This window comes from Sagittula sp. S175 (assembly GCF_049800975.1).
Classification (GTDB): domain Bacteria; phylum Pseudomonadota; class Alphaproteobacteria; order Rhodobacterales; family Rhodobacteraceae; genus Sagittula.
Genome location: NZ_JBNAGB010000001.1, coordinates 506533 through 529412, shown reverse-complemented (window position 1 = coordinate 529412; position 22880 = coordinate 506533). Strand labels below are relative to the sequence as shown.

Annotated in this window: 29 protein-coding genes; 28 read left to right on the top strand and 1 reads right to left on the bottom strand. The window is 64.0% G+C overall.

Annotated features, from left to right (window positions below):
- The first annotated feature begins 59 nt into the window (after window positions 1–59).
- The 27 genes from ACP16H_RS02600 (at window position 60) to ACP16H_RS02470 (ending at window position 22263) form a co-directional block, all read left to right on the top strand.
- Entirely contained in the window at window positions 60–845 is a 786-nt protein-coding gene (locus tag ACP16H_RS02600; RefSeq protein WP_425070674.1) for an ATP-binding protein, read from the top strand.
- Between the two features lie 23 nt (window positions 846–868).
- The gene (locus tag ACP16H_RS02595; RefSeq protein ID WP_425070673.1) at window positions 869–1351 is read left to right on the top strand and encodes a DUF669 domain-containing protein; all 483 of its coding nucleotides are present in this window, start codon (window positions 869–871) and stop codon (window positions 1349–1351) included.
- Between the two features lie 90 nt (window positions 1352–1441).
- Window positions 1442–1684, top strand: coding sequence for a hypothetical protein (locus ACP16H_RS02590; RefSeq protein ID WP_425070672.1), 243 nt, complete (start codon window positions 1442–1444; stop codon window positions 1682–1684).
- Window positions 1684–1968, top strand: a complete 285-nt coding sequence (locus ACP16H_RS02585; RefSeq protein ID WP_425070671.1) for a hypothetical protein — start codon at window positions 1684–1686, stop codon at window positions 1966–1968. Before ACP16H_RS02590 ends, ACP16H_RS02585 begins: the two co-directional genes overlap by 1 nt.
- On the top strand, window positions 1968–2714 hold the full coding sequence (locus ACP16H_RS02580; protein ID WP_425070670.1) for a ribonuclease H-like domain-containing protein: 747 nt from the start codon (window positions 1968–1970) through the stop codon (window positions 2712–2714). Before ACP16H_RS02585 ends, ACP16H_RS02580 begins: the two co-directional genes overlap by 1 nt.
- Before the next feature lie 4 nt (window positions 2715–2718).
- Window positions 2719–2985: a hypothetical protein gene (locus ACP16H_RS02575; protein ID WP_425070669.1), complete on the top strand. Its 267-nt coding sequence runs from the start codon at window positions 2719–2721 to the stop codon at window positions 2983–2985.
- Window positions 2982–4115, top strand: a complete 1134-nt coding sequence (locus ACP16H_RS02570) for a DNA polymerase III subunit beta (RefSeq protein WP_425070668.1) — start codon at window positions 2982–2984, stop codon at window positions 4113–4115. Before ACP16H_RS02575 ends, ACP16H_RS02570 begins: the two co-directional genes overlap by 4 nt.
- Window positions 4116–4167: 52 nt before the next feature.
- Window positions 4168–5505, top strand: coding sequence for a helicase-related protein (locus ACP16H_RS02565; protein ID WP_425070667.1), 1338 nt, complete (start codon window positions 4168–4170; stop codon window positions 5503–5505).
- Window positions 5492–6502, top strand: coding sequence for a DNA-methyltransferase (locus ACP16H_RS02560; RefSeq protein WP_425070666.1), 1011 nt, complete (start codon window positions 5492–5494; stop codon window positions 6500–6502). The genes ACP16H_RS02565 and ACP16H_RS02560 overlap by 14 nt, the downstream gene beginning before the upstream one ends.
- 75 nt (window positions 6503–6577) lie before the next feature.
- A complete protein-coding gene (locus ACP16H_RS02555) occupies window positions 6578–7087 on the top strand; it encodes a hypothetical protein (protein WP_425070665.1) in 510 nt (169 codons plus the stop codon).
- On the top strand, window positions 7084–7314 hold the full coding sequence (locus ACP16H_RS02550) for a hypothetical protein (protein ID WP_425070664.1): 231 nt from the start codon (window positions 7084–7086) through the stop codon (window positions 7312–7314). Before ACP16H_RS02555 ends, ACP16H_RS02550 begins: the two co-directional genes overlap by 4 nt.
- Window positions 7301–8914 (top strand): DEAD/DEAH box helicase family protein, encoded by a 1614-nt coding sequence (locus ACP16H_RS02545; protein ID WP_425070663.1) that lies wholly within the window; start codon window positions 7301–7303, stop codon window positions 8912–8914. Before ACP16H_RS02550 ends, ACP16H_RS02545 begins: the two co-directional genes overlap by 14 nt.
- Window positions 8911–9135: a hypothetical protein gene (locus ACP16H_RS02540; RefSeq protein WP_425070662.1), complete on the top strand. Its 225-nt coding sequence runs from the start codon at window positions 8911–8913 to the stop codon at window positions 9133–9135. The genes ACP16H_RS02545 and ACP16H_RS02540 overlap by 4 nt, the downstream gene beginning before the upstream one ends.
- Complete coding sequence (locus ACP16H_RS02535; protein ID WP_425070661.1) at window positions 9132–9461, top strand: DUF6511 domain-containing protein; 330 nt, start codon at window positions 9132–9134, stop codon at window positions 9459–9461. The genes ACP16H_RS02540 and ACP16H_RS02535 overlap by 4 nt, the downstream gene beginning before the upstream one ends.
- 9 nt (window positions 9462–9470) lie before the next feature.
- Window positions 9471–10139, top strand: a complete 669-nt coding sequence (locus ACP16H_RS02530; protein WP_425070660.1) for a hypothetical protein — start codon at window positions 9471–9473, stop codon at window positions 10137–10139.
- The gene (locus ACP16H_RS02525; protein WP_425070659.1) at window positions 10133–12553 is read left to right on the top strand and encodes a bifunctional DNA primase/polymerase; all 2421 of its coding nucleotides are present in this window, start codon (window positions 10133–10135) and stop codon (window positions 12551–12553) included. Before ACP16H_RS02530 ends, ACP16H_RS02525 begins: the two co-directional genes overlap by 7 nt.
- 530 nt (window positions 12554–13083) lie before the next feature.
- Complete coding sequence (gene nusG, locus ACP16H_RS02520; protein ID WP_425070658.1) at window positions 13084–13665, top strand: transcription termination/antitermination protein NusG; 582 nt, start codon at window positions 13084–13086, stop codon at window positions 13663–13665.
- 382 nt (window positions 13666–14047) lie between these two features.
- Window positions 14048–14545 carry a terminase small subunit gene (locus tag ACP16H_RS02515; protein WP_425070657.1) on the top strand — a complete coding sequence of 166 codons (498 nt, stop codon included), beginning with the start codon at window positions 14048–14050 and terminating at the stop codon, window positions 14543–14545.
- A gap of 49 nt (window positions 14546–14594) precedes the next feature.
- Window positions 14595–15953: a PBSX family phage terminase large subunit gene (locus ACP16H_RS02510; RefSeq protein WP_425070656.1), complete on the top strand. Its 1359-nt coding sequence runs from the start codon at window positions 14595–14597 to the stop codon at window positions 15951–15953.
- On the top strand, window positions 15950–17299 hold the full coding sequence (locus ACP16H_RS02505) for an anti-CBASS protein Acb1 family protein (protein WP_425070655.1): 1350 nt from the start codon (window positions 15950–15952) through the stop codon (window positions 17297–17299). Before ACP16H_RS02510 ends, ACP16H_RS02505 begins: the two co-directional genes overlap by 4 nt.
- Window positions 17296–18414: a hypothetical protein gene (locus ACP16H_RS02500; protein WP_425070654.1), complete on the top strand. Its 1119-nt coding sequence runs from the start codon at window positions 17296–17298 to the stop codon at window positions 18412–18414. The genes ACP16H_RS02505 and ACP16H_RS02500 overlap by 4 nt, the downstream gene beginning before the upstream one ends.
- 3 nt (window positions 18415–18417) lie before the next feature.
- Window positions 18418–18870, top strand: coding sequence for a hypothetical protein (locus ACP16H_RS02495; protein WP_425070653.1), 453 nt, complete (start codon window positions 18418–18420; stop codon window positions 18868–18870).
- Window positions 18871–18882: 12 nt separating this feature from the next.
- Window positions 18883–19935: a major capsid protein gene (locus ACP16H_RS02490; protein WP_425070652.1), complete on the top strand. Its 1053-nt coding sequence runs from the start codon at window positions 18883–18885 to the stop codon at window positions 19933–19935.
- Window positions 19936–20007: 72 nt separating this feature from the next.
- Window positions 20008–20352 (top strand): hypothetical protein, encoded by a 345-nt coding sequence (locus ACP16H_RS02485; protein WP_425070651.1) that lies wholly within the window; start codon window positions 20008–20010, stop codon window positions 20350–20352.
- A 1-nt stretch (window position 20353) separates the two neighbouring features.
- A complete protein-coding gene (locus ACP16H_RS02480) occupies window positions 20354–20767 on the top strand; it encodes a hypothetical protein (RefSeq protein ID WP_425070650.1) in 414 nt (137 codons plus the stop codon).
- Between the two features lie 35 nt (window positions 20768–20802).
- A complete protein-coding gene (locus ACP16H_RS02475) occupies window positions 20803–21165 on the top strand; it encodes a hypothetical protein (RefSeq protein ID WP_425070649.1) in 363 nt (120 codons plus the stop codon).
- Between the two features lie 3 nt (window positions 21166–21168).
- On the top strand, window positions 21169–22263 hold the full coding sequence (locus ACP16H_RS02470; RefSeq protein ID WP_425070648.1) for a hypothetical protein: 1095 nt from the start codon (window positions 21169–21171) through the stop codon (window positions 22261–22263).
- On the opposite strand, the gene ACP16H_RS02465 is transcribed toward ACP16H_RS02470, so the two are convergent.
- A complete protein-coding gene (locus ACP16H_RS02465) occupies window positions 22260–22439 on the bottom strand; it encodes a hypothetical protein (RefSeq protein WP_425070647.1) in 180 nt (59 codons plus the stop codon). The two genes, ACP16H_RS02470 and ACP16H_RS02465, sit on opposite strands and share 4 nt — an antisense overlap.
- A gap of 30 nt (window positions 22440–22469) precedes the next feature.
- On the opposite strand from ACP16H_RS02465, the gene ACP16H_RS02460 reads away from it, so the two are divergent.
- A complete protein-coding gene (locus ACP16H_RS02460; protein WP_425070646.1) occupies window positions 22470–22874 on the top strand; it encodes a hypothetical protein in 405 nt (134 codons plus the stop codon).
- Window positions 22875–22880 lie beyond the last annotated feature (6 nt).

Here is a 22880-nt window from a genome sequence, read left to right as displayed (position 1 = left end):
CCTGCCGCGCTCGGGGTTTGGCGATCATCGAGGCGGCGCAACACGAAAGGAGATTTGCCTTGGCAATCTCTCTGCAAAACCTGGTCCGCAAGCGGGCCGACAAGCCGCCCATGATCGCGATCTATGGGCGTGGCAAGATGGGCAAGACGACGCTCGCGTCGGAGTTTCCCAACCCGATCTTCGTCCAGACGGAGGACGGCTCCGGCGCGCTGGAAATCACCAGCTTCTCCGAGGGCGCGATCACCGAATGGTCGGACGTTGACGCGGCACTGACCGAACTCGCGACCGAAGATCACGACTTCAAGACGCTGGTCATCGACAGTGTGACGCAGCTCGAGCCGCTGATCTGGGCGGAGACGTGCCGCCGGAACAACTGGCCCGACATCGAGCAGCCGGGGTATGGTAAAGGATACCTCGCCGCCGATGAAGTCTGGCGTGAATTCCTCAACGCCTGCACATGGCTGCGCGATTACAAGCGGATGTGTGTCGTGATGATCGGGCATGAGGTGGTCGAGACGTTCTCGGACCCTGAGCGCGAGGATTACAACCGCTACAAGCTCCGGCTGCACAAGCGGGCCGAGGCGCTGATCCGCGAGCGGGTCGATATCGTCGGGTTCCTCAACCAAGCCGTTGCGCTGGACAAGGGCAAGAAGGGCGACGAGCGCGCCGTGGCGAAAGGCTCCGGGCAGCGGCAGTTGAACCTCGCGCCGCGCCCGACCTTCGAGGCAGGCAACCGCTACGGCATGCCTGACAAGATCCTCATCAATCCCGGGCAGGGCTTCGCGGCCATCGCCCCCCACATGCCGGGGTTTGACCCGGTGCAACCTGCCGCTACGGCGGCCTGATCCAAGGACAGGAGACAAGACAAATGGCAGACCTCAGCGGACTTCAAGACCCGACCGGCGGCGAATACAGCACCGGCTTTGGGCCACTCGAACCGGGCGAATACACGCTCGCGCTGGTCAAGAGCGAGATGCTGGAAAGCAAGAACTCGCCCGGCAACTGGTATCTCGCCTGCGAATTCGAGAACCAGGACGGCGCGGGCCGCGTCTGGCAGAACTTCAACCTCGTGAACGCCAATGCGCAGGCGATCGCGTGGCGTGACTTCAACGCGCTCTGCCACGCCTGCGGCAAGCTGGGCGTGCAGGACAGCAGCGAGATCCATGGCATCCCGTTCACGGCGCGCGTCGGCTTCGAAAAGGACAAGTCGCAGCCGGGCGGCGTGAACAAGGAACGCAACCGGATCACCAGCTACAAGCCGCTGAACGCAGGAGCGACCGCGGCCTATGCGACCGGCAACGCCGGGGCGCAGGCTGGCGCGGCTGGCGCGAAAAAGCCCTGGCAGCAGTGACCGTGCCGGGCGCGCGCCCGTAGTCGCCAAACCCGCGGCGCGCGCCCTCTCCATCCCTGATTTTCATCAAGCCATGAAGGAGGCTCTTCAATGGCACAGGATATCTACGCCCCGCTAGAGGGCAAACACGTCACAATCGACAAGCTGACCGGCGCATTCCGGGCCTGCATGTCGTGTGGCGGCACGGCGGCGACCGTCAGCACGGCGCCTGTCGGAATGCACCAAGGCCACCTGACCTGCACCGCGTGCGGACGCCTGACCAGCTACCTGAGCCGCGATCACCTCGCCGCAATGCTGGCCGCGCACGATGCGGACGAGCGGAGGGCGGGCTGATGGCTAAGCACAAATGCCCCAATCGCTTCGGTGGCAAGGGCGCGCGCGGCGGATCGTTCTTTGAGATCGAAAGCCCGAGCTATGAACATAGCACGGCAACCCTTCGCGTCGGGCATTCCTGCGTCATCGTGCATGACAGGGAAATCCCGATCACATGGCTTTCCGAGTTGGTGGCGATAGCTACCGAACACAAGGGCGGCATTCCGGGTTTTCTGCGCGATCACAATTGGAGCGGCGACAGCTATGCGCTGATGTGCGACCCGGCAAAAGAGGGGGCGCGCTGATGGTCGCGATCCCCAAGCAACCCGATCCGGAGGAATTTGTCGCGCCGATGCACCCGCGCGTGGTGCAGGAATACGACTGCGCGTCGTATCTCTATTTCGACATCGAGACGATCCCGGACCAGAGGCCCGAGACGCTGGAGCGCCTGCGCGCCGAGGTCACAGCCCCGGCCCGCTATAGCAAGCAGGACAGCATCGACGCATGGCTGGCGGAGAACCGCGAGAGCGCGGCGCGGGAGGCGCTGGCAAAGACCAGCTTCGACCCGGCGGCGGGGCACGTCTGCACCATCGGATGGGCCACCAATGACGGCCCCGTGCGCGTCGAGCACGCCGAGGGGCTGGGCGAAGAGCGGGACATTCTCGACGCGTTCTTCCGGTCCCTGCCGAAGCGTGACGTGACCCTAGTCGGGCACAATCATACCGGCTTCGACATCCCGTTCCTGACCAAGCGCGCAATCCTGCTGGGCGTGGAACTCCCGTCCGAATGGGCTTGGCCGCGCGATCCGAAGCCATGGGGCAGGGGTCTTTTCGACACCATGCACGCATGGGCCGGGTCCGGGCGCGGCGACATGATCGGAATGAACAGGCTCTGCGGCCTGCTCGGTATCGTCGGCAAGGAGGGCTTCGACGGCTCCATGGTCGCCGATGCTTGGGCCGCAGGCGATCACCTGACCATCGCTCGATACTGCGACGACGACGTTCGCCGCACCCGGGCAATCCATCAAAAATTCTTGGCAGTGGGGTACTGATCCAATGGACTATTTCACCAACATCCCCGGCGCGACGGCGCTTGTGCATTCGCGCGGCGTGTACCGCCAAACGGCACTCTACGCGCGCGGAGATGCGATCTACGCAAAGCACGGCGCGGGCTACATCCGCATCGGCATCGGCGGGGCTACCAGCGCGCCGAATATCCGCTGGGCCGAATTTGACCAAGGCGACACCGCGACCATCATCGAGAAGCCCGGCGCCGCGCCGAAGCTGGCCAGCATGGGCGACGTGCGGGAGGCGGCGGAATGAATTTCACCGTCGAAGCCGCGGCATTCCGCGCCGCACTCAAGACCGCCGGGCGCGTGATCCCGCAAAAGTCGCCATGGCCGATCCTGTCCAACCTCAAGGTCATCACCAATGACAGCCGCGTCACGCTGATCGGCTCCAACGGTGATCTGACCTTCGAAGCGGACATTCCGGCGCAGGTCGAGACCGAAGGCGTGGCGATCATGCCGCACGGGCCGTTGTCCGCTTTCGCCTCTGCCGCCAAGGCCGACACGATCACGCTCAAGCTGGAAGGCGAGGCGGTCAAGGTGTCAGCAGGGCGGTCGCGCATCGCCCTGTCTGCCGCAGACGCAGCGGATTATCCGAACTACAGGCCAGCGGATGGTGAACCCGTCCAGATGGACGCCGACACGCTGACCCGCGCGCTGCGGTTCTGCGCGACGGCATGCTCCACCGACGAGACGCGCTACTACCTGCAAGGCGTCAACATGACCACGCGCGAGGGTGTCGTGGAAGCGCACGGGACCGATGGCTACGGCCTGCACGTCGCACAGCTTCCGGACGCGCCGATCATTGGCGACGGAGCAATCCTGCCGCGCGATGCGGTGGCGCTGATCTGCGACGCGGCGGAAGGCAAGGACGCCGTCAGCCTCGCCGTGTCGGCGCGCGGGTGGATGTTCGCCGTCGCCGGTCTCCGCATGTGGGGCAAGGTGATCGACGGATCGTTCCCGGACGTGTGGCGCGTGATCGAGGGCTTTGGCCAGGCCGATCCCTTCGCCGTCACAGCCGAGGACGACCTCGCCACAACGCTCAAGGTCGCAGCCTGCGGCGCGGATGAAATCCGCAAGAAGGGTCGCGGGCTGGTGTTCATCGCAGACCCGGGCAAGCCCATCGTGATCCGGGGCGGCAAGACCGTCTCCGGCGTCACGGCGGCGGGCCGGGCGGAGACGCAGGCCGAAGCAATCGGCACGGCACGCTTCATGCTGTCGTCTGACCTGCTGTCCCGCGCCTTGCCCGCGCTCAAGGGCGACATTGCCCTGTCATCACTGGCGGAGGGCGCGCGGATCGAACCGGCGCAACAGGACGCACACCTGCACCTGTCTGCCGTGCTCATGGGTATCCGTGCCGCGGATGAGGAGTTGCAGGATGTCTGAGCAACTGGCGGAATACCGGCGGTTCATCGCATCGCGCGCGCGCGCCGCAGAGATGCAGGGTTTCGACCCTGCATCCATGAATGAGCACATGAAGGCACACCAGGTTAAGGCGGTGGACTTCGCACTACGGCGCGGATCGGCGGCGCTGTTCCTCGATACCGGGCTTGGCAAGAGCCTGTGCGAACTGGAATGGGCGCGGCAGGTCGCGGATCATACCGGCAGGCCCGTGCTGATCCTGACGCCGCTCGCCGTCGCGGCGCAGATGGTGCGCGAGGGCCGGAAATTCGGCATCGACGCGCGGCAAATCCGGGAGCAGGGCGAAGTCGGCGACGGCATCATGGTGGCGAACTACGAGCGGCTTCCCAAGCTGGATGCGTCCGTCTTCGGCGGGGTCGTGCTGGACGAAAGCAGCATCCTCAAGAGCTTTGCAGGTCGCACGCGCAACATGCTGATGGACGCCTTCCGCGAATGCCCGTTCAAGCTGGCAGCAACGGCCACTCCCAGCCCGAATGACCACATGGAACTCGGGAACCACGCCGAGTTTCTCGGGGTCATGCGGCAACAGGAAATGCTGTCGAAGTGGTTCGTCAACGACACATCCACCGCGTCGCAGGACTGGCGCCTGAAAGGCCATGCAGCCGATGACTTCTGGTCATGGGTGGCGTCATGGTCGCGGTGCGCAACGCTCCCGAGTGACCTTGGTGGAGATGATACAGGGTATGTCCTGCCGGATGTTGACTTGCATCTTCACCGGGTCACGGTTGACCTGACCCAATCGACCGGCGACGCCGCGTTCCGCATGCCGGAAATGTCCGCTACCAGCTTCCACAAGGAAAAACGGCTCACCATCCGGGAGCGGTGCGAACTGGCCGCGCAGCTTGTCGACCACGACAAGCCTGCAACAGTCTGGTGTGAGACCAACGACGAAAGCGCGATGCTCGCCAAGATGATCCCGGGATCGGTGGAGGTCCGAGGCGACATGAAGCCGGAGGTCAAAGAAGCGGCTTTGCTCGGGTTCGCGGATGGCGATTTCCGCGTCATGGTCACGAAGCCGACGCTCGCCGGGTTCGGGCTGAACTGGCAACATTGCGCGCACGTCGTGTTCGCCTCAATCAGCTTTTCCTACGAGCAATTCTATCAGGCGCAGCGCCGGTCGCATCGGTTTGGCCAGACGGAACGTGTCGTGACTGACGTGGTGATCGCCGAGACCGAGGGCACGATCTGGCGGACCATCGCCGAGAAGGCCGCCAAGCATGACGACATGAAGCGACAGATGGCGGCGGCGATGAACCGCGCGCAACGGACGGCGCGGACGCGTATCAAGTACGACCGTCCGCTGGACCTGGCATTTCCAACATGGATCAAGGGAGGCAGCAATGAAGCAGCCTGAATACAAGGGCGCCGGATGGGCGATCCACGCTGAAACCGATTGCGTCGAAGGCATGTGGGCGATGCCTGAAAACAGCGTCGATTGCGTCATCACGTCGGTGCCGTTTGGTGACCTGTTCGTCTACTCGGACAGCGAGCGCGACCTCGGCAACGCGGGCGAGGGTGAGGCATTCGCCAAGCAATACCGCTTCTTCGCAGAGGCGCTGACGCGCATTTTGCGCCCGGGCCGCATAGCCTGCATCCACTGCACCGACCTGCCGATGCGCAAGGGAAAGCACGGGGCAATCGGCCTGCAAGATTTCTCTGGCGATCTGGTGCGGGCGCATACCGCCGCCGGGCTGGTCTACCATGGCCGCGCGACGATCTGGAAAAACCCTGTCGTGGAAATGCAGCGCACGAAGGCGGTCGGCCTGCTGCACAAGCAGATCAAGAAAGACAGCGCGATGTGCCGCGTAGGCATGCCGGACTACATGCTGTTTTTCCGCAAGGATGCGCCGAACGAAAAGCCTATCCAGCACGCCTATGCTGGCGACGGCGACCCGGTGGCAATCGTCCGCGCATGGATGGAGGAATTGCGCGGACAAGGGCTTCTGCGGTCGGTTCCGGACGATGCTGCGATTGCCGCGTTCATGGCCGAAGCTGAATTCAGCATCGACGAATGGCAGGCGCTGGCGTCACCCGTCTGGATGGACATTGACCAGGGCGAGGTTCTCAAGAACTTCCGCGACGCGCGCGACGATGAGGATGAAAAGCACGTCTGCCCGCTCCAGCTTGGCGTGATCCGGAAGTGTCTCCGGCTCTACAGCCGCCCGGGCGATGTGGTGCTGGACCCGTTCAACGGGATCGGCAGCACTGGCTACGAGGCTGTGAAGTCTCACCGCCGGTATCTCGGGTTCGAGCTGAAGGCGAAATACGCCGCCATGGCAAACCGCAATCTGCAAGAGGCCGAACTCGCCTCGCAGGACATTTTCAGCCGGTTCGCGGAGGACGCAGCATGACCGCGCAAGACATTGACCGCATCGTGGCCGAGGCCTTCGCCCGCGTGATGGAGCGCTATGACAGGAGCCGGGCCAATGGTTGACCTTCTCGCAATCTTCCGCGCGGCCCGTGTCATGCGCTGGCACACCAATCCAGCCCTAGCGCACACCAACGACCGCCTAGATGCGCATCAAGGGAGAGTGGCGCGCATCATCCTTGCGCTTCACCCGTCGCCGTCTGTGGCACTTCTCCGGGCCGCACTGACGCATGACGACGGTGAGCACGCTGTTGGCGACGTGAAGGCCCCGGCAAAGGACATGTTCCCCGGACTGCGTGAATGGCTGGACGGCGCAGAAAAGCGCGCACGCGAAAGCCTGTGGGGGCCTGACCCGGACCTGACAGCAGAGGAACGCAAGTGGCTGCACTATGCCGACCGAATGGATGCGATGATGTGGTGCGAGGTCCACGCGCCGAATGAGTTGACCGGCGACGGATGGCCTGAGGCGCGGCGTGATCTGCAAATGATGGCTTGGGAGTTGGGGATAGGCGTTCCGCAGGCAAACACTGACCGTGCACAGGTCGCAGCGCTGGGGGCGAAGTCATGAGCCTGTACCATAGACGCATCCACCGCGACGAGCATGGCATGTCTGACGTTTACGACGTCCTGCGCGCGTATGGCGTCGCCGATCCCGCCGTTGCCCACGCGATCAAGAAACTGCTGGTGCCGGGCGCGCGGTCAGGCGGCAAATCCGCAGCACAAGACCTGCGCGAGGCCGCGTGGAGCATCACAAACGCAATCGCCGCTTTGGAGGGTGACAATGCAACTCCGTGATTACCAATCCGAAGCCGTGGATGCGACATTCGACTGGTTCGCCGCGGGCAAGGGCAATCCGCTCATCGTTGCGCCCACCGGTGCGGGCAAGTCCGTCATCCTGGCCGAACTGATCCGCCGTGCCTGCACAGGCTGGCCCGGCACCCGGATCATGATGGTGACGCACGTCAAGGAGCTGATCGCCCAGAACTGCGCCGCCACAACCCGCCTATGGCCGGAATGCCCTGCCGGTATCTACTCCGCCGGACTTGGGCGCAAGCAGGCGGGCCGTGCCGTCACCTTCGCGGGCATCCAGTCCGTGGCGAAGAAGGCCGCGCAATTCGGCTTTGTGGACTTGCTGATCGTAGATGAGGCTCACCTTATCCCGCGATCTGGGGCGACGCAGTATCAGGCGCTCATCGCCGGTTTGCAGGAAGCCAATCCCGCGCTCAAGGTCATCGGCCTGACCGCGACGCCGTTCCGTCTCGACAGCGGGCGGCTGGACGCCGGGCCGGGCGCGATCTTCGACGGCATCGCGTACAATATCCCGATCCCGATGCTGGTGGAGCGCGGCTATCTCGCACCGCTGGTCAGCAAGTCGCCGTCCTTCGTGTTCGACACCAAGGGTCTGCACACCCGCGCGGGCGACTTCGTGGAAAAGGAGATGGACGCGCGCTTCAACACGGAGGCCGTAACGCGCGAGGCGGTGCAGGAAATCATCGCGCTCGGGCGGGACCGGAAAAGCTGGCTGCTGTTCTGCATTTCCGTCGACCACGCCACGGCGGTTCGGGACGAGCTGCGGCGGCAAGGCATCACGGCAGAAGTCGTCACCGGGGCCACGGATGCGGGCGAGCGGGCGCGCATTCTGTCGGACTTCAAGGCCGGACGCGTGCGGGCGATCACCAACGTGAACGTCCTGACAACCGGCTTCGACGCCCCGGCAACGGATCTTCTCGCCTTCCTGCGTCCGACGCAATCGCTCGGGCTGTACATGCAGATGGCGGGCCGGGCGATGCGCATCGCGGACGGCAAGACCAACGGTCTCGTGCTCGACTACGCGGGCAATGTCCTGCGCCATGGGCCGGTGGATGCGGTCAACGTGCAGGACGCGCCGGGGCGGGCAAAAGACCCTGACGCGGAAAAGGGCGAGGTTCCGGCGAAGACATGCCCGGAATGCCAAAGCATCCTGTTCATTGCGCAGATGCAGTGCCCGGATTGCGGCTTCGAATTCCCGGAGCCGGAACCGAAGATCGAGCGGCGGGCCAGCACCGCGGCGATCATGAATATGACTGCCGAGGACGATTGGCGCGTGGTGACGGACTTCGCGCTGCGACGGCACAAGAAATTCGGCGGCGACCATCCGGTGATCTTTGCGGACTACCTGATCGACGGTCGCGTGGTTTCCGAGGTCGTGTGCATCGAGCACAGCGGTTTCCCGCGCCAGAAGGCCGTCCAGTGGTGGACTGCCATGGCCGGGACAACGCCGCCCGCGACGGTGGACGAGGCGCTGGCGCGGCAGGGTGAAATCAGGAGGCCCGGTGAAGCCGTGATCCGGCGCGAGGGCAAATATGACCGCATCGCCCGGGTGCGCGGCCATCAGGTGCGGGAGGCGGCGGAATGACGGCGCTACAGAAATTCCGCATCGTGAGCGTGCCGCGCCCGCGTGATGAGCAGCTTCTGGGTTGGCTCAGGATGCGATCCGATGGCGTTCCGGCAAACGCGATTGCCCGGCGGTATGGCGTCAATTCCGGCGTCGTCATCATCGCGACGAATAACGTCATGCAGGACGATCTTTGGCTTGCGGAGGAACCGGAAAGCCTCGTCCGGAGGGCGTACTGGTGACGTGCCTTCCCGGATACCCATGCCCGATCTGCCGCCGCCCCGGCGGCTGGGCGACCATCAACATGACCGGCGCGCCGCTGGCAGGCGTGTGCAGCCCGCAATGCGCCGAAATCTGGATCAAGCGAAAGGGGCAACCCAACGTGGAGCAGTTCGAGAGAGAGGCCGTGATGGCAGGCGGCGCAAAGGCCGGTGCGTATCTCGACAGCATCGGCAAGAGCGACCTCGGGACCATGACGCGCGAGGAATGGGCGACGTTCTGCGAGACGCTGTGGCTGGAAACCTGCGACGTGCTGCGCAAGCGCGCCGATGACGACATTCCGTTCTGAGGTGGTGTGATGAAACTCAAGGTTCTGATCGGCTGCGAACAGTCGGGCGTGGTCCGCGACGCCTTCAACGCGCTGGGACACGACGCCTGGTCCTGCGACCTTCTCCCGGCAGAAACCCCGACCAATCGCCACATCGTCGGAGACGTGCGCGACGTGATGATGGCCGATGAATGGGACGTTCTGGCAGTGATGCATCCGCCCTGCACAAGGCTGTGCAATTCCGGCGTGCGTTGGCTGACCAAGGCCCCGCCGGGTCGCACGCTGGACGACATGTGGGCCGAACTGGACGAGGGCGCGGCGCTGTTCTCGGCAGTCTGGAACGTGCCGCACATCCCCTGCGTGGCCGTCGAAAACCCCGTGATGCACAAGCACGCGAAAGAGCGTATCGAGAATTTCCGCCCCGCTACGCAGTCATTCCAGCCGTGGCAATTCGGGACTGACGAGAACGGCCCGGACAACGAGCGCAAGCGGACTTGCCTCTGGCTGCGCAACCTACCCGCCCTCAAGCCGACCGGGACACTGGACGGGAACACGGCGCGCAACAGCGTCCACATCGCCAGCCCCGGCGCGGATCGGTGGCGGGAGCGGTCCCGGTTCTTTCCCGGCGTGGCTGCGGCGATGGCGAGACAGTGGGGCGATGCAGCCGCCCTAAAGATAGGGGCGCGCATTGCATGCTGACCACATCCGCACCATATGCCGCGGTAGCGGCAAGCTATCGAGAGCAGGGCTATCACGTCATGCCTGTCGGGCCGGGAACCAAGGTGCCGGGCAAATACCAGGGTGGGATTTGGAACCCGATGCCCGGCTGGCAGAAGTATTGCCGCGACATGGCGCCGGAATTCGTACACTCCACATGGGAGCGATGGCCGGACGCCGGGGTATGCGTTGCGCATGGGGCGGTGATCGGGCTGGACCTGGACACCGATCGCCGCGACGTGGCCGAGGCGCTGCACAAGGCCGTGACACCGCCAACCGTGCGCCGCCGCGGGCAGAAAGGCTGGCTTGGGTACTACCGACCCGGCGCCGGGCTGGATGGCCTTGTCGCGCGCGTCAGGTGGTACGATCCGAAAGAGGACGGCAAGCGGCCTGTGGTGGAATTGCTGCTGGAGGGAACGCAATCCGTTCTGCCGCCGACGATCCACCCCGGCACCGGGCGGCCTTACACATGGCTGACGCCTGACACGCTGGAGGATACCGAGATCGGAGACCTGCCGATCTTCACCGGTGACGACCTTGCCGCGCTGGACCGTGAATTTTCCGCAATCGGATTGACGAGACAGGCACCGCGCCGGGTGACGCAGGCGGACTATGACCGACCAGCCGCGACCGATCACGACCTTGAGAAGCCGTTCGGGCGCAGCCTGAATGACCGCGCGATGGAGGCGATCGATCAATGGTGGCCTGCGCTGGACATGCCAAAAAGCCGTCAACGGGGCTTCGGGGCATGGGAGGCGGTGCCGTTCTGGCGATCCTCGGGCAGCGGGCGGCCCATCACTGAGCGCAACCCCAACCTTCGGGCGACGCCGCGCGGTATCGTGGACTTCGGCGCTGACCGGTCATACACGCCCGTCGATGTGGTCATGGCGGCACGGGATTGCAGCTTCACCAGTGCGGCGGAATGGCTGCAACAGTTCGTCAGGCCGGAAGTCGGCGGCGTGGGTGAAATGCCGTTGCCGATCCCTAATCCGATGGTGTCGGAAATCCCGACACCATCGCCGAGCCGACCGGAAATTCCGGAGCGTTGGGAGCCGATGCCGGTATTCGCCGGGACGCGCAGCTTCCATGTCATCAAGCCTGTCGCCATGCCGTCAGACGCGGCGTGGGAGGCGATGGTGCCGCGCGAGGCGCCGCCGTTCCCCATTCAGGACTTCGGCATCTGTGACGGGCTTCTCGGGGCTGTGGCGAGCCATATCGACGCCGCATCCGCAACCGCCACCGAGGCGGGCGCGCTGGCCGTGGCCTTGCCGCTGTTAGGTGCGATCTTCGGGCGGGCCTATGCGACCCCCACCAACCTGCGGACCAACGTCTACACGGTAGCGCTCGGGGGATCGGGAACCGGCAAGACGACGCTGGTATCTCCGGCCAAGGAATTGCTGATTACCGCGCAGGCGCGCGACGTGATGGGCGAGGATCGGTTTGCGTCCGGGTCCGGCGTGCTGACCATGCTGCGCCAAGGGCCGCGCCGGGTGTCGTTTCTGGACGAGTTTGGGCACATGCTGCAACAGATCGGCAGTCCGGGCGCGGGTGCGCATTACCGGCAGATCGTGACCGAGTTCACCGCGCTATATTCGGCGGCCAACACTGTTTTCGCCGGGACAGCCTACGCGGACGGTCGGGACACGAGCATCGACTATCCACACCTGTGCCTTTTCGGCATGGCGACGCCTGAGCAGTTCTGGCGGGCCTTCGGGTCATCCAGCCTGGAGGACGGCAGCATCGCGCGCTATCTGGTGTTTCCGCTCGGAGAGACCGGCGCAAAGGAACCGGACGCGAGCGGGATATCGGCGGTCTCGGAGGCGATCCGGGAGGCGCAGAAGGCCATGGCAGCGCGCGTGACCGGCAACCTCGGCGTGGTCGGTATCAAGGTCGCGCCGCTGGACGATTACGCGGAAAAGTCCCGTGCCGCGCTCAAGGAAAAGGAACAGGCTTTCGCGCTCTACGCCGAGAAGAACGGCGTCAGGGGCGGCCCGGCGATCCTGCGGCGGGTGACGGAAAACGCGCTCAAGATCGCGCTGATATCCGCCGTGGGGCGCAACCCGTCCGAGCCGGAAATCGACTCACGCGACATGCAGATCGGTCACGCGCTGGCGTGGTGGTCCGCTTGCGTGATGATCCGAAACATCGCGTCGCACGTCGCAGACAACCAGCTTGAGCGGGACGTGAACGATGTGGAGCGCAAGATTATGGCGGCGGGGTCAGAAGGGATCATGAAAGGCAAGCTCAAGGATCGGTGCAGAAACATCGGCAAACGTGCCTTCGATGAGATTGTGGAGGGCCTGGTCGAGGCTGGAGCGGTACGTCTGGATAAGGTCCAGACAAAGACCAAAATCGGATGGAAGCTAACTTACACAGGAGAGATCGATGAAGGATAAGACATGCGCGCAGTGCCGATTTTTTGCAGAATTGAACCCCACATCCAATATAGGCCATTGCCACAGATATGCGCCGAGATGGGGGCAAGGCGGCAGGGTGGCGGTGGATGATTGGTTCCCGAGCGTCCCTCAGTGGACGTTCTGCGGAGAATTCCAGGCGTCCGAATAATCGGACGGAGCCGCCGAATAATCGGAAATAATCGGAAATAATCGGAATAATCGGAAACCAGAAGGCCCCGGAGCGCAAGCGAAGGGGCCTTTTCGTCGAATAATCGTACGACTATTAAACACATTCACGATTATTTATGTACATGTAAATAAAGGAAAAATATGGAATAATCGAATAATCGGAATAATCGTATCGACCTCTACAAGATCAAGATAATCTGACACCCCCCCTATACGCGTAGATTTTACGATCATTCACCACAACCCGTCGAAGGCCAGTCTACATCTTGCGCCGCCTGCGGCGGGTGTGGCATGATGTGGGTGCCAAACCCCGAGCGCGGTTCCAAATGCGGGATCGAGCTTTGACCTACCACATCGGACAGATCGTGCGGCATGAGCCGCGCATCACTGCGCTCACTGGCCACAAGCTGGATGAGCCGGTTTGGCACATCCTCGGCGTCATGTCCGGGCAGGAGGAACGGCAGGCGGATCGTCTCGCCCTCGCTGGTGTCCACACGGCATACCCGACACGCGAGGTCACATGGCGCGATGCGCGGGGCCAGACGGTCACTCAGGTTCGTGCCGACGTGCCGGGCTGGGTGTTCGCCAAGTTCCGCCATGCGCCAAACTGGCACGAGATGCGGGCGCGGCGGATCATCTGCCGATTGGTTTGCAAGCAGACGCAATTCGGCCCGGTGCCATACGCCGCCAGCGAGGATGATGTTCGGGTGTTCATGGGGCTTCCGACCGTGGCGGAGGAAATCGAGGCGGCACGACGCGAGGCGTTGCGCGTGAAGCCGGGGGATCAGGCTCGAGTGGTCGTCGGGGAAAACCTGTCGCTTGTCGTCACCGTGCGCGACGTGATCGGTGGCCGGGTGTTCTGGGACCATGGCGCGATGAAGGGCGACACGGCAGAAGCGCGTTGCGAGCGGATAGCATGTTGACCGGCTTTGCAACCTGTGGCATCGTCCGCGTCAAAGACCGTGGCCTACATATCGCCACGAAGGGGAAGCCCCGCGGCCTGAACCAAGTTGATGGCGTTGCGGACAGATCGCCCGAAAAGGATCGTGCACGGACCCACGGCGCAGGCCGGATGCAGGGTCGGCACAGCGAAGCTATGGAAACGTCAAGCCCGCCAACTCCCGCCGCCATTCGCACGGCGGAACCTCTCGACATGCTGGAAACAGTCAACCGCTCGGCGGGCACCCATCGAGGTACGTCCTGGGCGGAATGCGGGACGTGCGAAGCAAATACCCATGGGACAGTGGAGAAGGTCGGACAGGCAAATATGCCGTCCGACCGCATTTGCGATGAAAGGAAAACGATATGAGCCGGGATGAAGCAACCGGGCGCTTCCTTCCGGGCAATCGGTTCTGGGAGGCGCGATCCAGCGCAGGGCCGAAGCCGAAGTTTGATAATGGGGACGCCTTGTGGTCTGCATGTCTCGAATACTTCGCATGGTGCCACGACAACCCTCTGTACGAGGACAAGCTGGTTACGTTCCAGGGCATGGCGACACATGAGCCGGTCGCAAAAATGCGGGCCATGACCATCGCAGGGCTGTGCCTGTTTCTGGATGTGACCCAAAAGCAGTGGATCGAATGGCGGGAAAAGCGCGCCGATTTAAGTGAAGTCATCGCGCAAGCTGAGGCGGTGATATACCAGCAGAAATTCGCAGGAGCCGCTGCGGACCTGCTGAATGCGAACATCATCGCCCGTGATTTGGGCCTTGCCGACAAGCAGGACCACCAGTCCACCGACGGCAGCATGACGCCGCAAGTCATCACCCGCCGCGTTGTTGACCTCAAGGGCGATGCTGATTGAGTTGGACATTCCCACCCCCCGGTGGGCTGTTCCTCTGAAAACCGACACCATGCCGGACGGAACGCCGGTGCGGTACAAGGGGGCATGGGGCGGGCGCGGTTCTGGCAAGTCGCACGAAATGGCGGGCGATGTGGTTGAGGCTATGATCGTCAACCCGGATTGCAGCGTGGTCTGCATCCGCGAAATTCAGAAATCCTTGGCCCTCTCGGCAAAGAAGTTGATCGAGGCCAAGATCGAGGCTTTCGGCGTGTCGCATCTGTTCGAGGTGCTGCGCGGGGAAATCAGAAGGATCGGCGGGACCGGGCTTTGCATCTTTCAGGGGATGCAGGACCACACAGCGGACAGCGTGAAGTCGCTCGAAGGCTTCGACATTGCATGGGTGGAAGAGGCGCAAAGCCTGTCGCAGCGGTCCCTTGATCTGCTGCGCCCGACCATCCGCAAGGAAGGCTCGCAGATTTGGTTCTCCTGGAACCCCCGGCGACGGGGTGATCCGGTAGAGAAGCTGCTACGCGGGGCAACGCCTCGGGATGACGCAATCGTGGTCCGGGCGAACTACACCGACAACCCTTTCCTCCCTGACACGCTCAGGAAGGAAGCGGAGAGCGACAAGGCGCTGAACCCTGACGGCTTCGGCCACACATGGCTTGGCGAATACGAGAACGTCAGCAGCAAGGTTGTCATCCCCTCGGCTTGGGTGCGATCTGCAATCGGCCTTGCCGAAAGGCTGGGGCTGGATATCGACGGCAAGACCTTCGCCGCGCTGGACGTTGCCGGGGCGGAAGAAGGCGGAGACGAGAACGCCTTTGCAGTGCGCAAGGGCATCCAGATTCTAAGCGTCGAAACGTGGAATGGGCTGGACACGGCCATTACGACACAGAAGGCCGCGCGAATCGCAGCGACAGTGGGCGCGGCAGAGACATACTACGACAGCGTGGGCGTGGGCGAGGGCGTCACGGGTGAGTGGGCCAGCATGGGGCGGCGGAATGAGCAGCCCAATGGCATCACGTTTCACCCATGGAACGGCGGTGCCGGGGTGCTGAACCCTGACGAGAGGGTGGACAAGACCAACCCCCAGAGCCCGCTGAACAAGGACCAGTACGACAACCTCAAGGCGCAGGCGTGGTTCGGACTGCGGCGGCGCTTCGAGAACGCGCACAAGGCGGCAAAGGGCCTGCCATACGACGCGGACAACCTAATCAGCATCCCCGCCGATCTGCCGGGGCTGGTGCAGTTGGAAGACGAATTGAGCCAGCCGCAGCACAAGGCCAGCGGCAGAGGCAAGACGATGGTGGACAAGCAGCCTGACGGCGCGAAGTCCCCGAACATGGCTGACGCGGTGGTGATGGCATTCTTCCCGGCGAAGCACGAGGTGGCCGTCCAAATGTTCCTGAGGAAGAAACGCGCATGACCAAGATTACGACCGCGCGGGAGTTCCTCGCGAACGCCGTGCGCCGGAACCTGGCAGCCATGTTCCCGGGGCACTTCGATGGGGCCAAGCATAACCACTACGCCGATTATGGCTGGCCGACCTCGGTGACATTCCAGCAGCTCTACGCGATGTACGAGCGCAACAGCGTGGCGACAGCGGCGGTGAACAAGACCGCCCGCAAGGTGTGGGAAACCATCCCGGCGGTGCGTCACGCCGAACAGGGCGACGATGAGACCCCGGCGGAAAAGGAAATCCGTCAGCGGTTCGACGACCTCGGGGTCTGGCGCGCGCTGGCAGAGTGCCACCGCCGCAGCATGGTCGGGCGCTACGCCGGGGCGATCCTGCGCATCGGTGACGGCAAGCAACTGCGCGAGCCCGTGGACAGTGTGACGGGTGGTCTCGACGCGCTGGTCGAAGTCATCCCGGCGTGGGAAGGCCAGTTGACCGTTGCGGAGTGGGACACCGACGAGGCCAGCCCGACCTACGGGAAGCCGCTGATGTTCCGGTTCAACGAAACGGCCATCGGGGAATCCAAGATCGGCCGCATGGCCAGCATCCACCCCGACCGGGTGGTGATCTGGTCGCAGGATGGCACCGTCAATGCACGGTCCCTGCTCATGGCCGGTTACAACGACCTGATCGACATGGAGAAGATCAAGGGCGCCGGGGGTGAGGGATTCTGGAAGAACGCCAAGGGCGCGCCGGTGCTCGAGGTGGACAAGGAAGCCCGCCTCGCCGAGATGGCACAAGCCATGGGCGTTCAGGCCGACGCGCTGCTCGAGGCGATGAATGATCAGGTCGAGGACTGGCAGAAGGGCTTCGACAAGCTGCTGATGATGCAGGGCATGACCGCCAAAACCCTGCCGACCGTTTTGCCCGACCCGGAACCGTTTTTCGGCGTCTCCCTGCAATCCTTCGCGGCCTCGGTCGAGATCCCGGTGAAGGTGCTGGTGGGGATGCAGACAGGCGAGCGTGCCAGCCAGGAGGACGCGGACGAGTGGGCGCGGACCTGCATGGGGCGGCGCTCGGATTCAGTGGTCCCCGCGATCATGGAGATGATCAACCGGCTGGAAGCGTGGGGCATCATTCCCGCCGCTGACTGGTGGCTGGATTGGGAAGACCTGACCGAGGCCGGGATGCCAGAGCGCATGGACCGGGCCGCCAAGATGGCCGCGATCAACGCGCAGGCCTACGACTACACCGAAGGCGGGATCGTCTTCACCGACGACGAAATCAGGGACGTGGTGGGCATGGAGCCTCTGGCTGATGCGGGGATGGCCCGCGAGGACGACACGCCGCCCGAAGATGAGGAATCCGAGATATGACCAAGCGCGTCCGCGTGAACATCCGCACCGCCGCGAACACCGCCAAGGTGCGCCGCGAGAAGCGCAACGGTCGCGACGTGGTGATCGTGCCGTCCGCGACCCTGCCGGACGGGATCGTGATGAACGGGATCCGCTACCCGGCGGATGAGATCGAGAAAAGCTACCTCTCGCTGAACCGTACCCCGGCACCGGCAGGGCATCCCACCATCAACGGGCGGTTTGTCAGCGCATCCGACCCGGAAGGTATCAACATCGGCTGGTTCGGGGCGTGGAATGAGAACGTCCGACGCGAGGGCGGGCGGGTGTTTCTCGACAAGGTGATCGACGTGGCCCGCGCCAACGAATCCGAGACGGGCCGGGCGATCCTGAACGCGATCGACAAGGGCGAGCCGATTCACACCTCCACCGGGCTCTACTGCAACCTCGACGCCTGCAATGATGGCGAGGCCGAACACATCGCCCGCAACATCGTGTTCGATCACGACGCGGTGCTGCTGAACGAGGAAGGCGCTGCCACACCGGAACAGGGCGTCGGGATGCTGGTCAACGCCAAGGGCGAGGCCGAGGAAATCGAGGTCATCAATTCCGTTTGGGAAGACGCCGAACGGGAACTGGAATGGGCCGCCGACATGGCGGTTCGTGCGGTTGATCGCATGGAGCGCGCCTCCATCGTTGACCGTCTCAAGACCGCCATCATGGAAGCGCTCAGGCCTTCCGAGCGGGAAACCTCCACAAACGAAAAGGAGATCGACATGGCTGTTTCTGACGAGCAGTTCAAGACGCTTTCCGACGAGGTGAAGACCCTCTCGGACAGCATGGGGAAGATCGGCGAGACCATCGCCAACGCTGTGACCGAGGCGGTGAAGCCTCTGGCCGACCACGTGGCCGAGGTCCAGGCCAACGCCAAGGCCGCGCAGGACGCGGAGAAGGCGGAACTGGTCGGCAAGATCGTCAAGGCGAACGTTCTGACCGAAGCCGTCGCCAACACCCTCAGCGTTGACGCCCTGAAGGAGCTGGCCGCCAAGGCGCAGCCCAAGGGTGCCGCACCGCTGTCCAACGCCTTCGGCGGCGCGACCAATGAACCGGCATTCAAACTGCCGAAAGCGGAGGCCTGATCCATGGCACGTTTTAACAAGGTTTTCCTCGGTCCTGTCACCGAGGCGTTGCCGCAGGTTCGTGAGGCGCTTGCCTCCGTCGCGGTCACCCCCGGCACGCTGGTCGTGGTCACCTCGGGCGAGTTCGCCCTTGCCGGTGCCGCGACCGTTGGCAAGGTCTGGATCGCCCAGGACAACTACCTGGCGATGAATGGCGTCGATACCGCGTGGGATGCTGGCGACACCATGATCGGCATGGAGCTGCTGCCCAACATGCTCTACGCGGGCCGCATCGCCGATGGCGTGACCGTCGCTGTCGGCACCGCGCTCACCCCGGCGGCAAACGGCCTTCTGGCCGTCGCCAGCACGTCCGACAAGGTGATCGGCTACGCCGAGGAGGCCTACGCCAACGCCACGGGCACCACCCAACTCATCAAGTTCCGTCCGGGTCAGGGCTACCTGACGGCGGCGGCATAAGGAGGCGACCAGATGCGCTATTTCGATGAACAACTGGTCGCGAACTCGCGACCGCACGCCGCATGGTGGGCTGAGGTCTCCGCTGACCGCCAGTGGTTCCACAACACCGAGACCGCCATCGCCCAGGTGCAGAACGCGGCGTCCATCCTTCCACGCGATGCGTGGCTGGATCTGGACGGCATCACGCGCCGCGTCATGCGTGACGACGAGGGGCAGGCCTTCATGGCCGACCTGATGCCGCTGGCCAAGCCGGTCAACATCGGCAAGCTGGTCCACATGAACCGCGTGTCCTCGGATGCCGGGTCGGTGACGCGCTCCATGTCCGGTCAGGTTCCGGTTGGCATGGACAAGGTGACCTACGACTATCGCGGGAACCCGGTGCCGATCTTCGCGACCGGCTACGGGCGCGAGTGGCGCGAGTGGAACACCCTCCAGTCGGAGAACTTCGACGCGCTGGCCGACGACCAGGAAGCCCACACCGCCAAGCTGCGCTCCGACATGGCCGATTACGCCCTGACCGGTGACGAGAACATCGTCGTGCAGGGCTACGGCGCGTTCGGCATCATGAACCACCCGCTGTCCAAGACGATCAACCTCGGCACGGCAGGCGGTGGTGCCAACATCGACCTCACCTCGGCGTCCGTGACCGCCGACCAGATCGACGCATTCTTCACCGGCCCCTTCGGCGCCATGCTGGATGCGAACCTGGTGGCGTCCCCGGTCAACCTGTACATCTCGCCCGAGATCGCGCGGAACTGGGATCGCCCGTATTCCGGCGCGGCAGGCCTGAAGGACGGCACGATCATGGATCATGTCGCCAAGAACCGCCGCATCCGCAAGGTCGTGCCCACGTTCAAGCTGACCGGCAACGCCTTCTTCGGCTTCGTGCCTTCGGCTGACTACATCCGCCCACTGATCGGCATGGCAGTGAATACCACCGCCAAAGCTCGGCAGAACCCGACCGACAACTACCAGTTCCTGGTCATGGGCGCGATGGGTATCGAGGTCCGCGCTGACTTCAATGGCAAGTCCGGCGTGTTCTACTCGACCGACATTGACACCTGACAGGTGACGTGAGCGGTGGGCCGTGACAATGCGGCCCACTTCATGACGACACCGAAACCCACGAGGCAAACCATGAAGATCAAGATCACGAAACCCGGCATCTACGGTGCTGAAGGTGAAATCCCCGTCGGCACCACCATGTCGGTCAAAGATGCACCGAAAGGCTGGGCAGGGCGCTACGAAGAGGTGTCGCTCACCGAAACCTTCACCGCGCCCGCCGTGATTGATGATGCGCGTGCTGAGTTGCTGGCCGCCGCTGCGATGGAGATCGCCGCCGACGCCTTCAACGCGGAAGGTGTCCCGGATGTGCGCGCGCTGAACGCCGAGCTGACCGAGGATGCACCGAAGTTCACCGCCGCCGAGCGTGATGCCCTGTGGCCGGGCGTGGCCGCCGAAGTGACGCTGGCGCGGGGCTGACATGACCGCGAGTGTCGCCGATTGGATCAGCTACGCCCAGGCGCGCGGGACCACCGTGGCCAATGACGCCGCCAGTGCGGCCGCACTGATCCGGGCTGGTGACTACATCGCGCGGTTCTACACCAACCGCCTGACTGTGACGGCCCCGGAATCGGTGATCGACGCCGCGACCTACGAGGCAGCGGCGCTGGAACTGGCCACGCCGGGGTTCTTCTCCAAGACCTTCACCGCGGCGGAACAGAAGGTGCTGACAGGCGTCGGGGATCTGCGCTGGACCGTGCGCGGTGATGCAGCCGGGGCCGACGCCGCGACTCCGATCAGCACCACCATCGAGGCGCTGTTCTACCCGTACATGCAGCGGCGTGACGGTGGCGCGTCCATGCTGCTGACGGTCGGGCGGTCGAGTGGCCTATGACCGGTTCGGATATCGCCCGTGAGGTTGCCGCCGCCATGGCTGAAGCATCCGCCGAGGTCGGGACCGGCTCGCCCCTCACCGCGACCATCACGCGGCGCGCCGAGGGCGACGAGACGACATACCCGCCGGTTCAAGGTGTGCTGACTGACTACACCACGAACGCTCTGGTAAGCAGCTACAGCGCGCGGGACCGGCAGGGCACCAACATCAGCGACCGCGACTTGAAGGTAATGCTGGCCGTGCCGCTGGTGGACAGCTTGGGCAACGAGACCGCGCCCCTCATCGGCGACACTCTGGCCCTGTCCGATGGGCGTGCGCTGCGGGTGGTCAACGTGACCGCGCTCCAACCGGGCGGGGTGGCGATCTACTGGACTTGTCAGGCGCGGGCAGGGGAGTAACCCATGGCCCGCAAGGACAACCGCGCCCGCTTTCTCAAGGCGCTGAAAGAGCATGACCGCGCGATCTACCGGGCGTTCATGAGGGCGACCAACGACGCGGCGAACGCGGCCAGCGGGTTCAAGGTCAACGAGGCGCTGCGCAAGGCGCTGCAAAATGGCTTCTTCACCGAGTCCGATCTTGACGAGGTGATGCGCGCACTGGGCCTTGGTCCCGAAATGTTCGATGGCGTCCAGAAGGCCGTCGAGGACGCATTCCGGGGCGGGGCGGCATACCACATCGCCAGCGCACCGAAGGCGTTGCAGGGCGGTTTGGAACTGGCCTTCCAAGGCTACCATCCGCGTATCATCGAGTGGCTGGGCGAGAACGCAGCGCGTCGAGTGGCCGAGGTTTCCGAGCCGATGCGCGAGGCGGTTCGAACCACCATCACGCGCGGGATGGAGCAACAGCGGGGCTACGCCAAGATCAAGCTGGATCTGGTGGGGCGCATGGACGGCAACCGCCGCGTCGGCGGGGTCATAGGCCTGCTGGATCGTGAGGCCGGGTATGTGGCCGATTTCCGTGATGCACTTTCCGGGCTTCACGTGGGCGTCACGTCGAAGGGCGTCAAGAAGTTCTGGATCAAGGAGGACGGCACGCTCGGGACCGTCTACAGCGACACGACCCGCGACCGGCGCTTTGACCGCACTATCGTCAAGGCCATTCGCGAGGGGAAACCGCTCCCGGCTGAGACCATCGAGAACGCGGCGTCTCGCTATTCGGCGGGGCTGTTGCGCGAGCGTGGTCGCAGGATCGCCCGCACCGAGGGCAACCGAGCCATGGCGGCGGGCAGGGCGGAACATATCGCCCAGATGATTGATCGGGGTGAAGCGGAGGCCGGGGATATCACCAAGACATGGCGCCACACCGCACGCCCTGGTCAGCGCGACAACCATGCCGCCATGAGCGGAGAAAGCAGGCCTTGGGGTGAGCGCTATAGCAACGGCATGATGCGACCGCATGAGGAAGGTGCGCCCGCGTCGGAAGTCGTGAATTGCGCGTGCGTAGAAATCACGTCGACCGACTGGGTGGCCGTCGCGAAGCGGCGCGGGACGTTCTAACCGAAATCTTCGTCTACGATCAGCGCCGCCATGGCTTTCCCGTGGGCCTTGTGGATCGCCTCGAACAACATCTGCGCGTATGCGGTCTGGCAGGTAATGCCAAGGCCTTCCGCCTGCCACTTGGCCAGCAGTTCAAACAGTTCCTCGTCTGAAAGCGGCGGCTTTGGCGGGGTCATGGTGCAGCATAGTGCCAGAGAGGTTACCGGATGGCTACCTTCAAACTGACCGGCGCAACGCTGAAAGGCTGGACCGATCGCCAGCTTCGCAACGCCGACCTGATCGCAGCGGGGGCGGCGACCGACACCTGCAACGACATGCGTCAGGGCGCAGCTGGTGTATCCAAGGGCGGCAGCGTTCAACAGGGCAAGGTTCCCGTGGCCGATGGCGAGCTGATCGGCAGCTACGGCGAAACCATGTCCCCGGAAGCCTTCCGTATGGGTGACACGATGACGGCAGGTTTCAGCGCGCCTCATGGGCCGAGAAAAAATTACGGTTTCAGTGGCACAGATGCTGCGGGCCGCACTTACAATGAGCCGGGCTGGCATTTCCGCGAACAGGCGGTTTCGAACTGGCCCGGCAACGTCGCCAAGAACGCGGCCAAGTTCAAATGAGGTCGG

What these genes read in the sequence shown, in the direction of transcription:
- ACP16H_RS02595 (WP_425070673.1), top strand. Translation starts at nt 869, where the DNA reads ATGGCAGACCTCAGCGGACTTCAAGACCCGACCGGCGGCGAATACAGC.
- ACP16H_RS02590 (WP_425070672.1), top strand. Translation starts at nt 1,442, where the DNA reads ATGGCACAGGATATCTACGCCCCGCTAGAGGGCAAACACGTCACAATC.
- ACP16H_RS02585 (WP_425070671.1), top strand. Translation starts at nt 1,684, where the DNA reads ATGGCTAAGCACAAATGCCCCAATCGCTTCGGTGGCAAGGGCGCGCGC.
- ACP16H_RS02580 (WP_425070670.1), top strand. Translation starts at nt 1,968, where the DNA reads ATGGTCGCGATCCCCAAGCAACCCGATCCGGAGGAATTTGTCGCGCCG.
- ACP16H_RS02575 (WP_425070669.1), top strand. Translation starts at nt 2,719, where the DNA reads ATGGACTATTTCACCAACATCCCCGGCGCGACGGCGCTTGTGCATTCG.
- ACP16H_RS02570 (WP_425070668.1), top strand. Translation starts at nt 2,982, where the DNA reads ATGAATTTCACCGTCGAAGCCGCGGCATTCCGCGCCGCACTCAAGACC.
- ACP16H_RS02565 (WP_425070667.1), top strand. Translation starts at nt 4,168, where the DNA reads ATGCAGGGTTTCGACCCTGCATCCATGAATGAGCACATGAAGGCACAC.
- ACP16H_RS02560 (WP_425070666.1), top strand. Translation starts at nt 5,492, where the DNA reads ATGAAGCAGCCTGAATACAAGGGCGCCGGATGGGCGATCCACGCTGAA.
- ACP16H_RS02555 (WP_425070665.1), top strand. Translation starts at nt 6,578, where the DNA reads ATGGTTGACCTTCTCGCAATCTTCCGCGCGGCCCGTGTCATGCGCTGG.
- ACP16H_RS02550 (WP_425070664.1), top strand. Translation starts at nt 7,084, where the DNA reads ATGAGCCTGTACCATAGACGCATCCACCGCGACGAGCATGGCATGTCT.
- ACP16H_RS02545 (WP_425070663.1), top strand. Translation starts at nt 7,301, where the DNA reads ATGCAACTCCGTGATTACCAATCCGAAGCCGTGGATGCGACATTCGAC.
- ACP16H_RS02540 (WP_425070662.1), top strand. Translation starts at nt 8,911, where the DNA reads ATGACGGCGCTACAGAAATTCCGCATCGTGAGCGTGCCGCGCCCGCGT.
- ACP16H_RS02530 (WP_425070660.1), top strand. Translation starts at nt 9,471, where the DNA reads ATGAAACTCAAGGTTCTGATCGGCTGCGAACAGTCGGGCGTGGTCCGC.
- ACP16H_RS02525 (WP_425070659.1), top strand. Translation starts at nt 10,133, where the DNA reads ATGCTGACCACATCCGCACCATATGCCGCGGTAGCGGCAAGCTATCGA.
- ACP16H_RS02515 (WP_425070657.1), top strand. Translation starts at nt 14,048, where the DNA reads ATGAGCCGGGATGAAGCAACCGGGCGCTTCCTTCCGGGCAATCGGTTC.
- ACP16H_RS02510 (WP_425070656.1), top strand. Translation starts at nt 14,595, where the DNA reads ATGCCGGACGGAACGCCGGTGCGGTACAAGGGGGCATGGGGCGGGCGC.
- ACP16H_RS02505 (WP_425070655.1), top strand. Translation starts at nt 15,950, where the DNA reads ATGACCAAGATTACGACCGCGCGGGAGTTCCTCGCGAACGCCGTGCGC.
- ACP16H_RS02500 (WP_425070654.1), top strand. Translation starts at nt 17,296, where the DNA reads ATGACCAAGCGCGTCCGCGTGAACATCCGCACCGCCGCGAACACCGCC.
- ACP16H_RS02495 (WP_425070653.1), top strand. Translation starts at nt 18,418, where the DNA reads ATGGCACGTTTTAACAAGGTTTTCCTCGGTCCTGTCACCGAGGCGTTG.
- ACP16H_RS02490 (WP_425070652.1), top strand. Translation starts at nt 18,883, where the DNA reads ATGCGCTATTTCGATGAACAACTGGTCGCGAACTCGCGACCGCACGCC.
- ACP16H_RS02485 (WP_425070651.1), top strand. Translation starts at nt 20,008, where the DNA reads ATGAAGATCAAGATCACGAAACCCGGCATCTACGGTGCTGAAGGTGAA.
- ACP16H_RS02480 (WP_425070650.1), top strand. Translation starts at nt 20,354, where the DNA reads ATGACCGCGAGTGTCGCCGATTGGATCAGCTACGCCCAGGCGCGCGGG.
- ACP16H_RS02475 (WP_425070649.1), top strand. Translation starts at nt 20,803, where the DNA reads ATGGCTGAAGCATCCGCCGAGGTCGGGACCGGCTCGCCCCTCACCGCG.
- ACP16H_RS02470 (WP_425070648.1), top strand. Translation starts at nt 21,169, where the DNA reads ATGGCCCGCAAGGACAACCGCGCCCGCTTTCTCAAGGCGCTGAAAGAG.
- ACP16H_RS02465 (WP_425070647.1), bottom strand. Translation starts at nt 22,439, where the DNA reads ATGACCCCGCCAAAGCCGCCGCTTTCAGACGAGGAACTGTTTGAACTG.
- ACP16H_RS02460 (WP_425070646.1), top strand. Translation starts at nt 22,470, where the DNA reads ATGGCTACCTTCAAACTGACCGGCGCAACGCTGAAAGGCTGGACCGAT.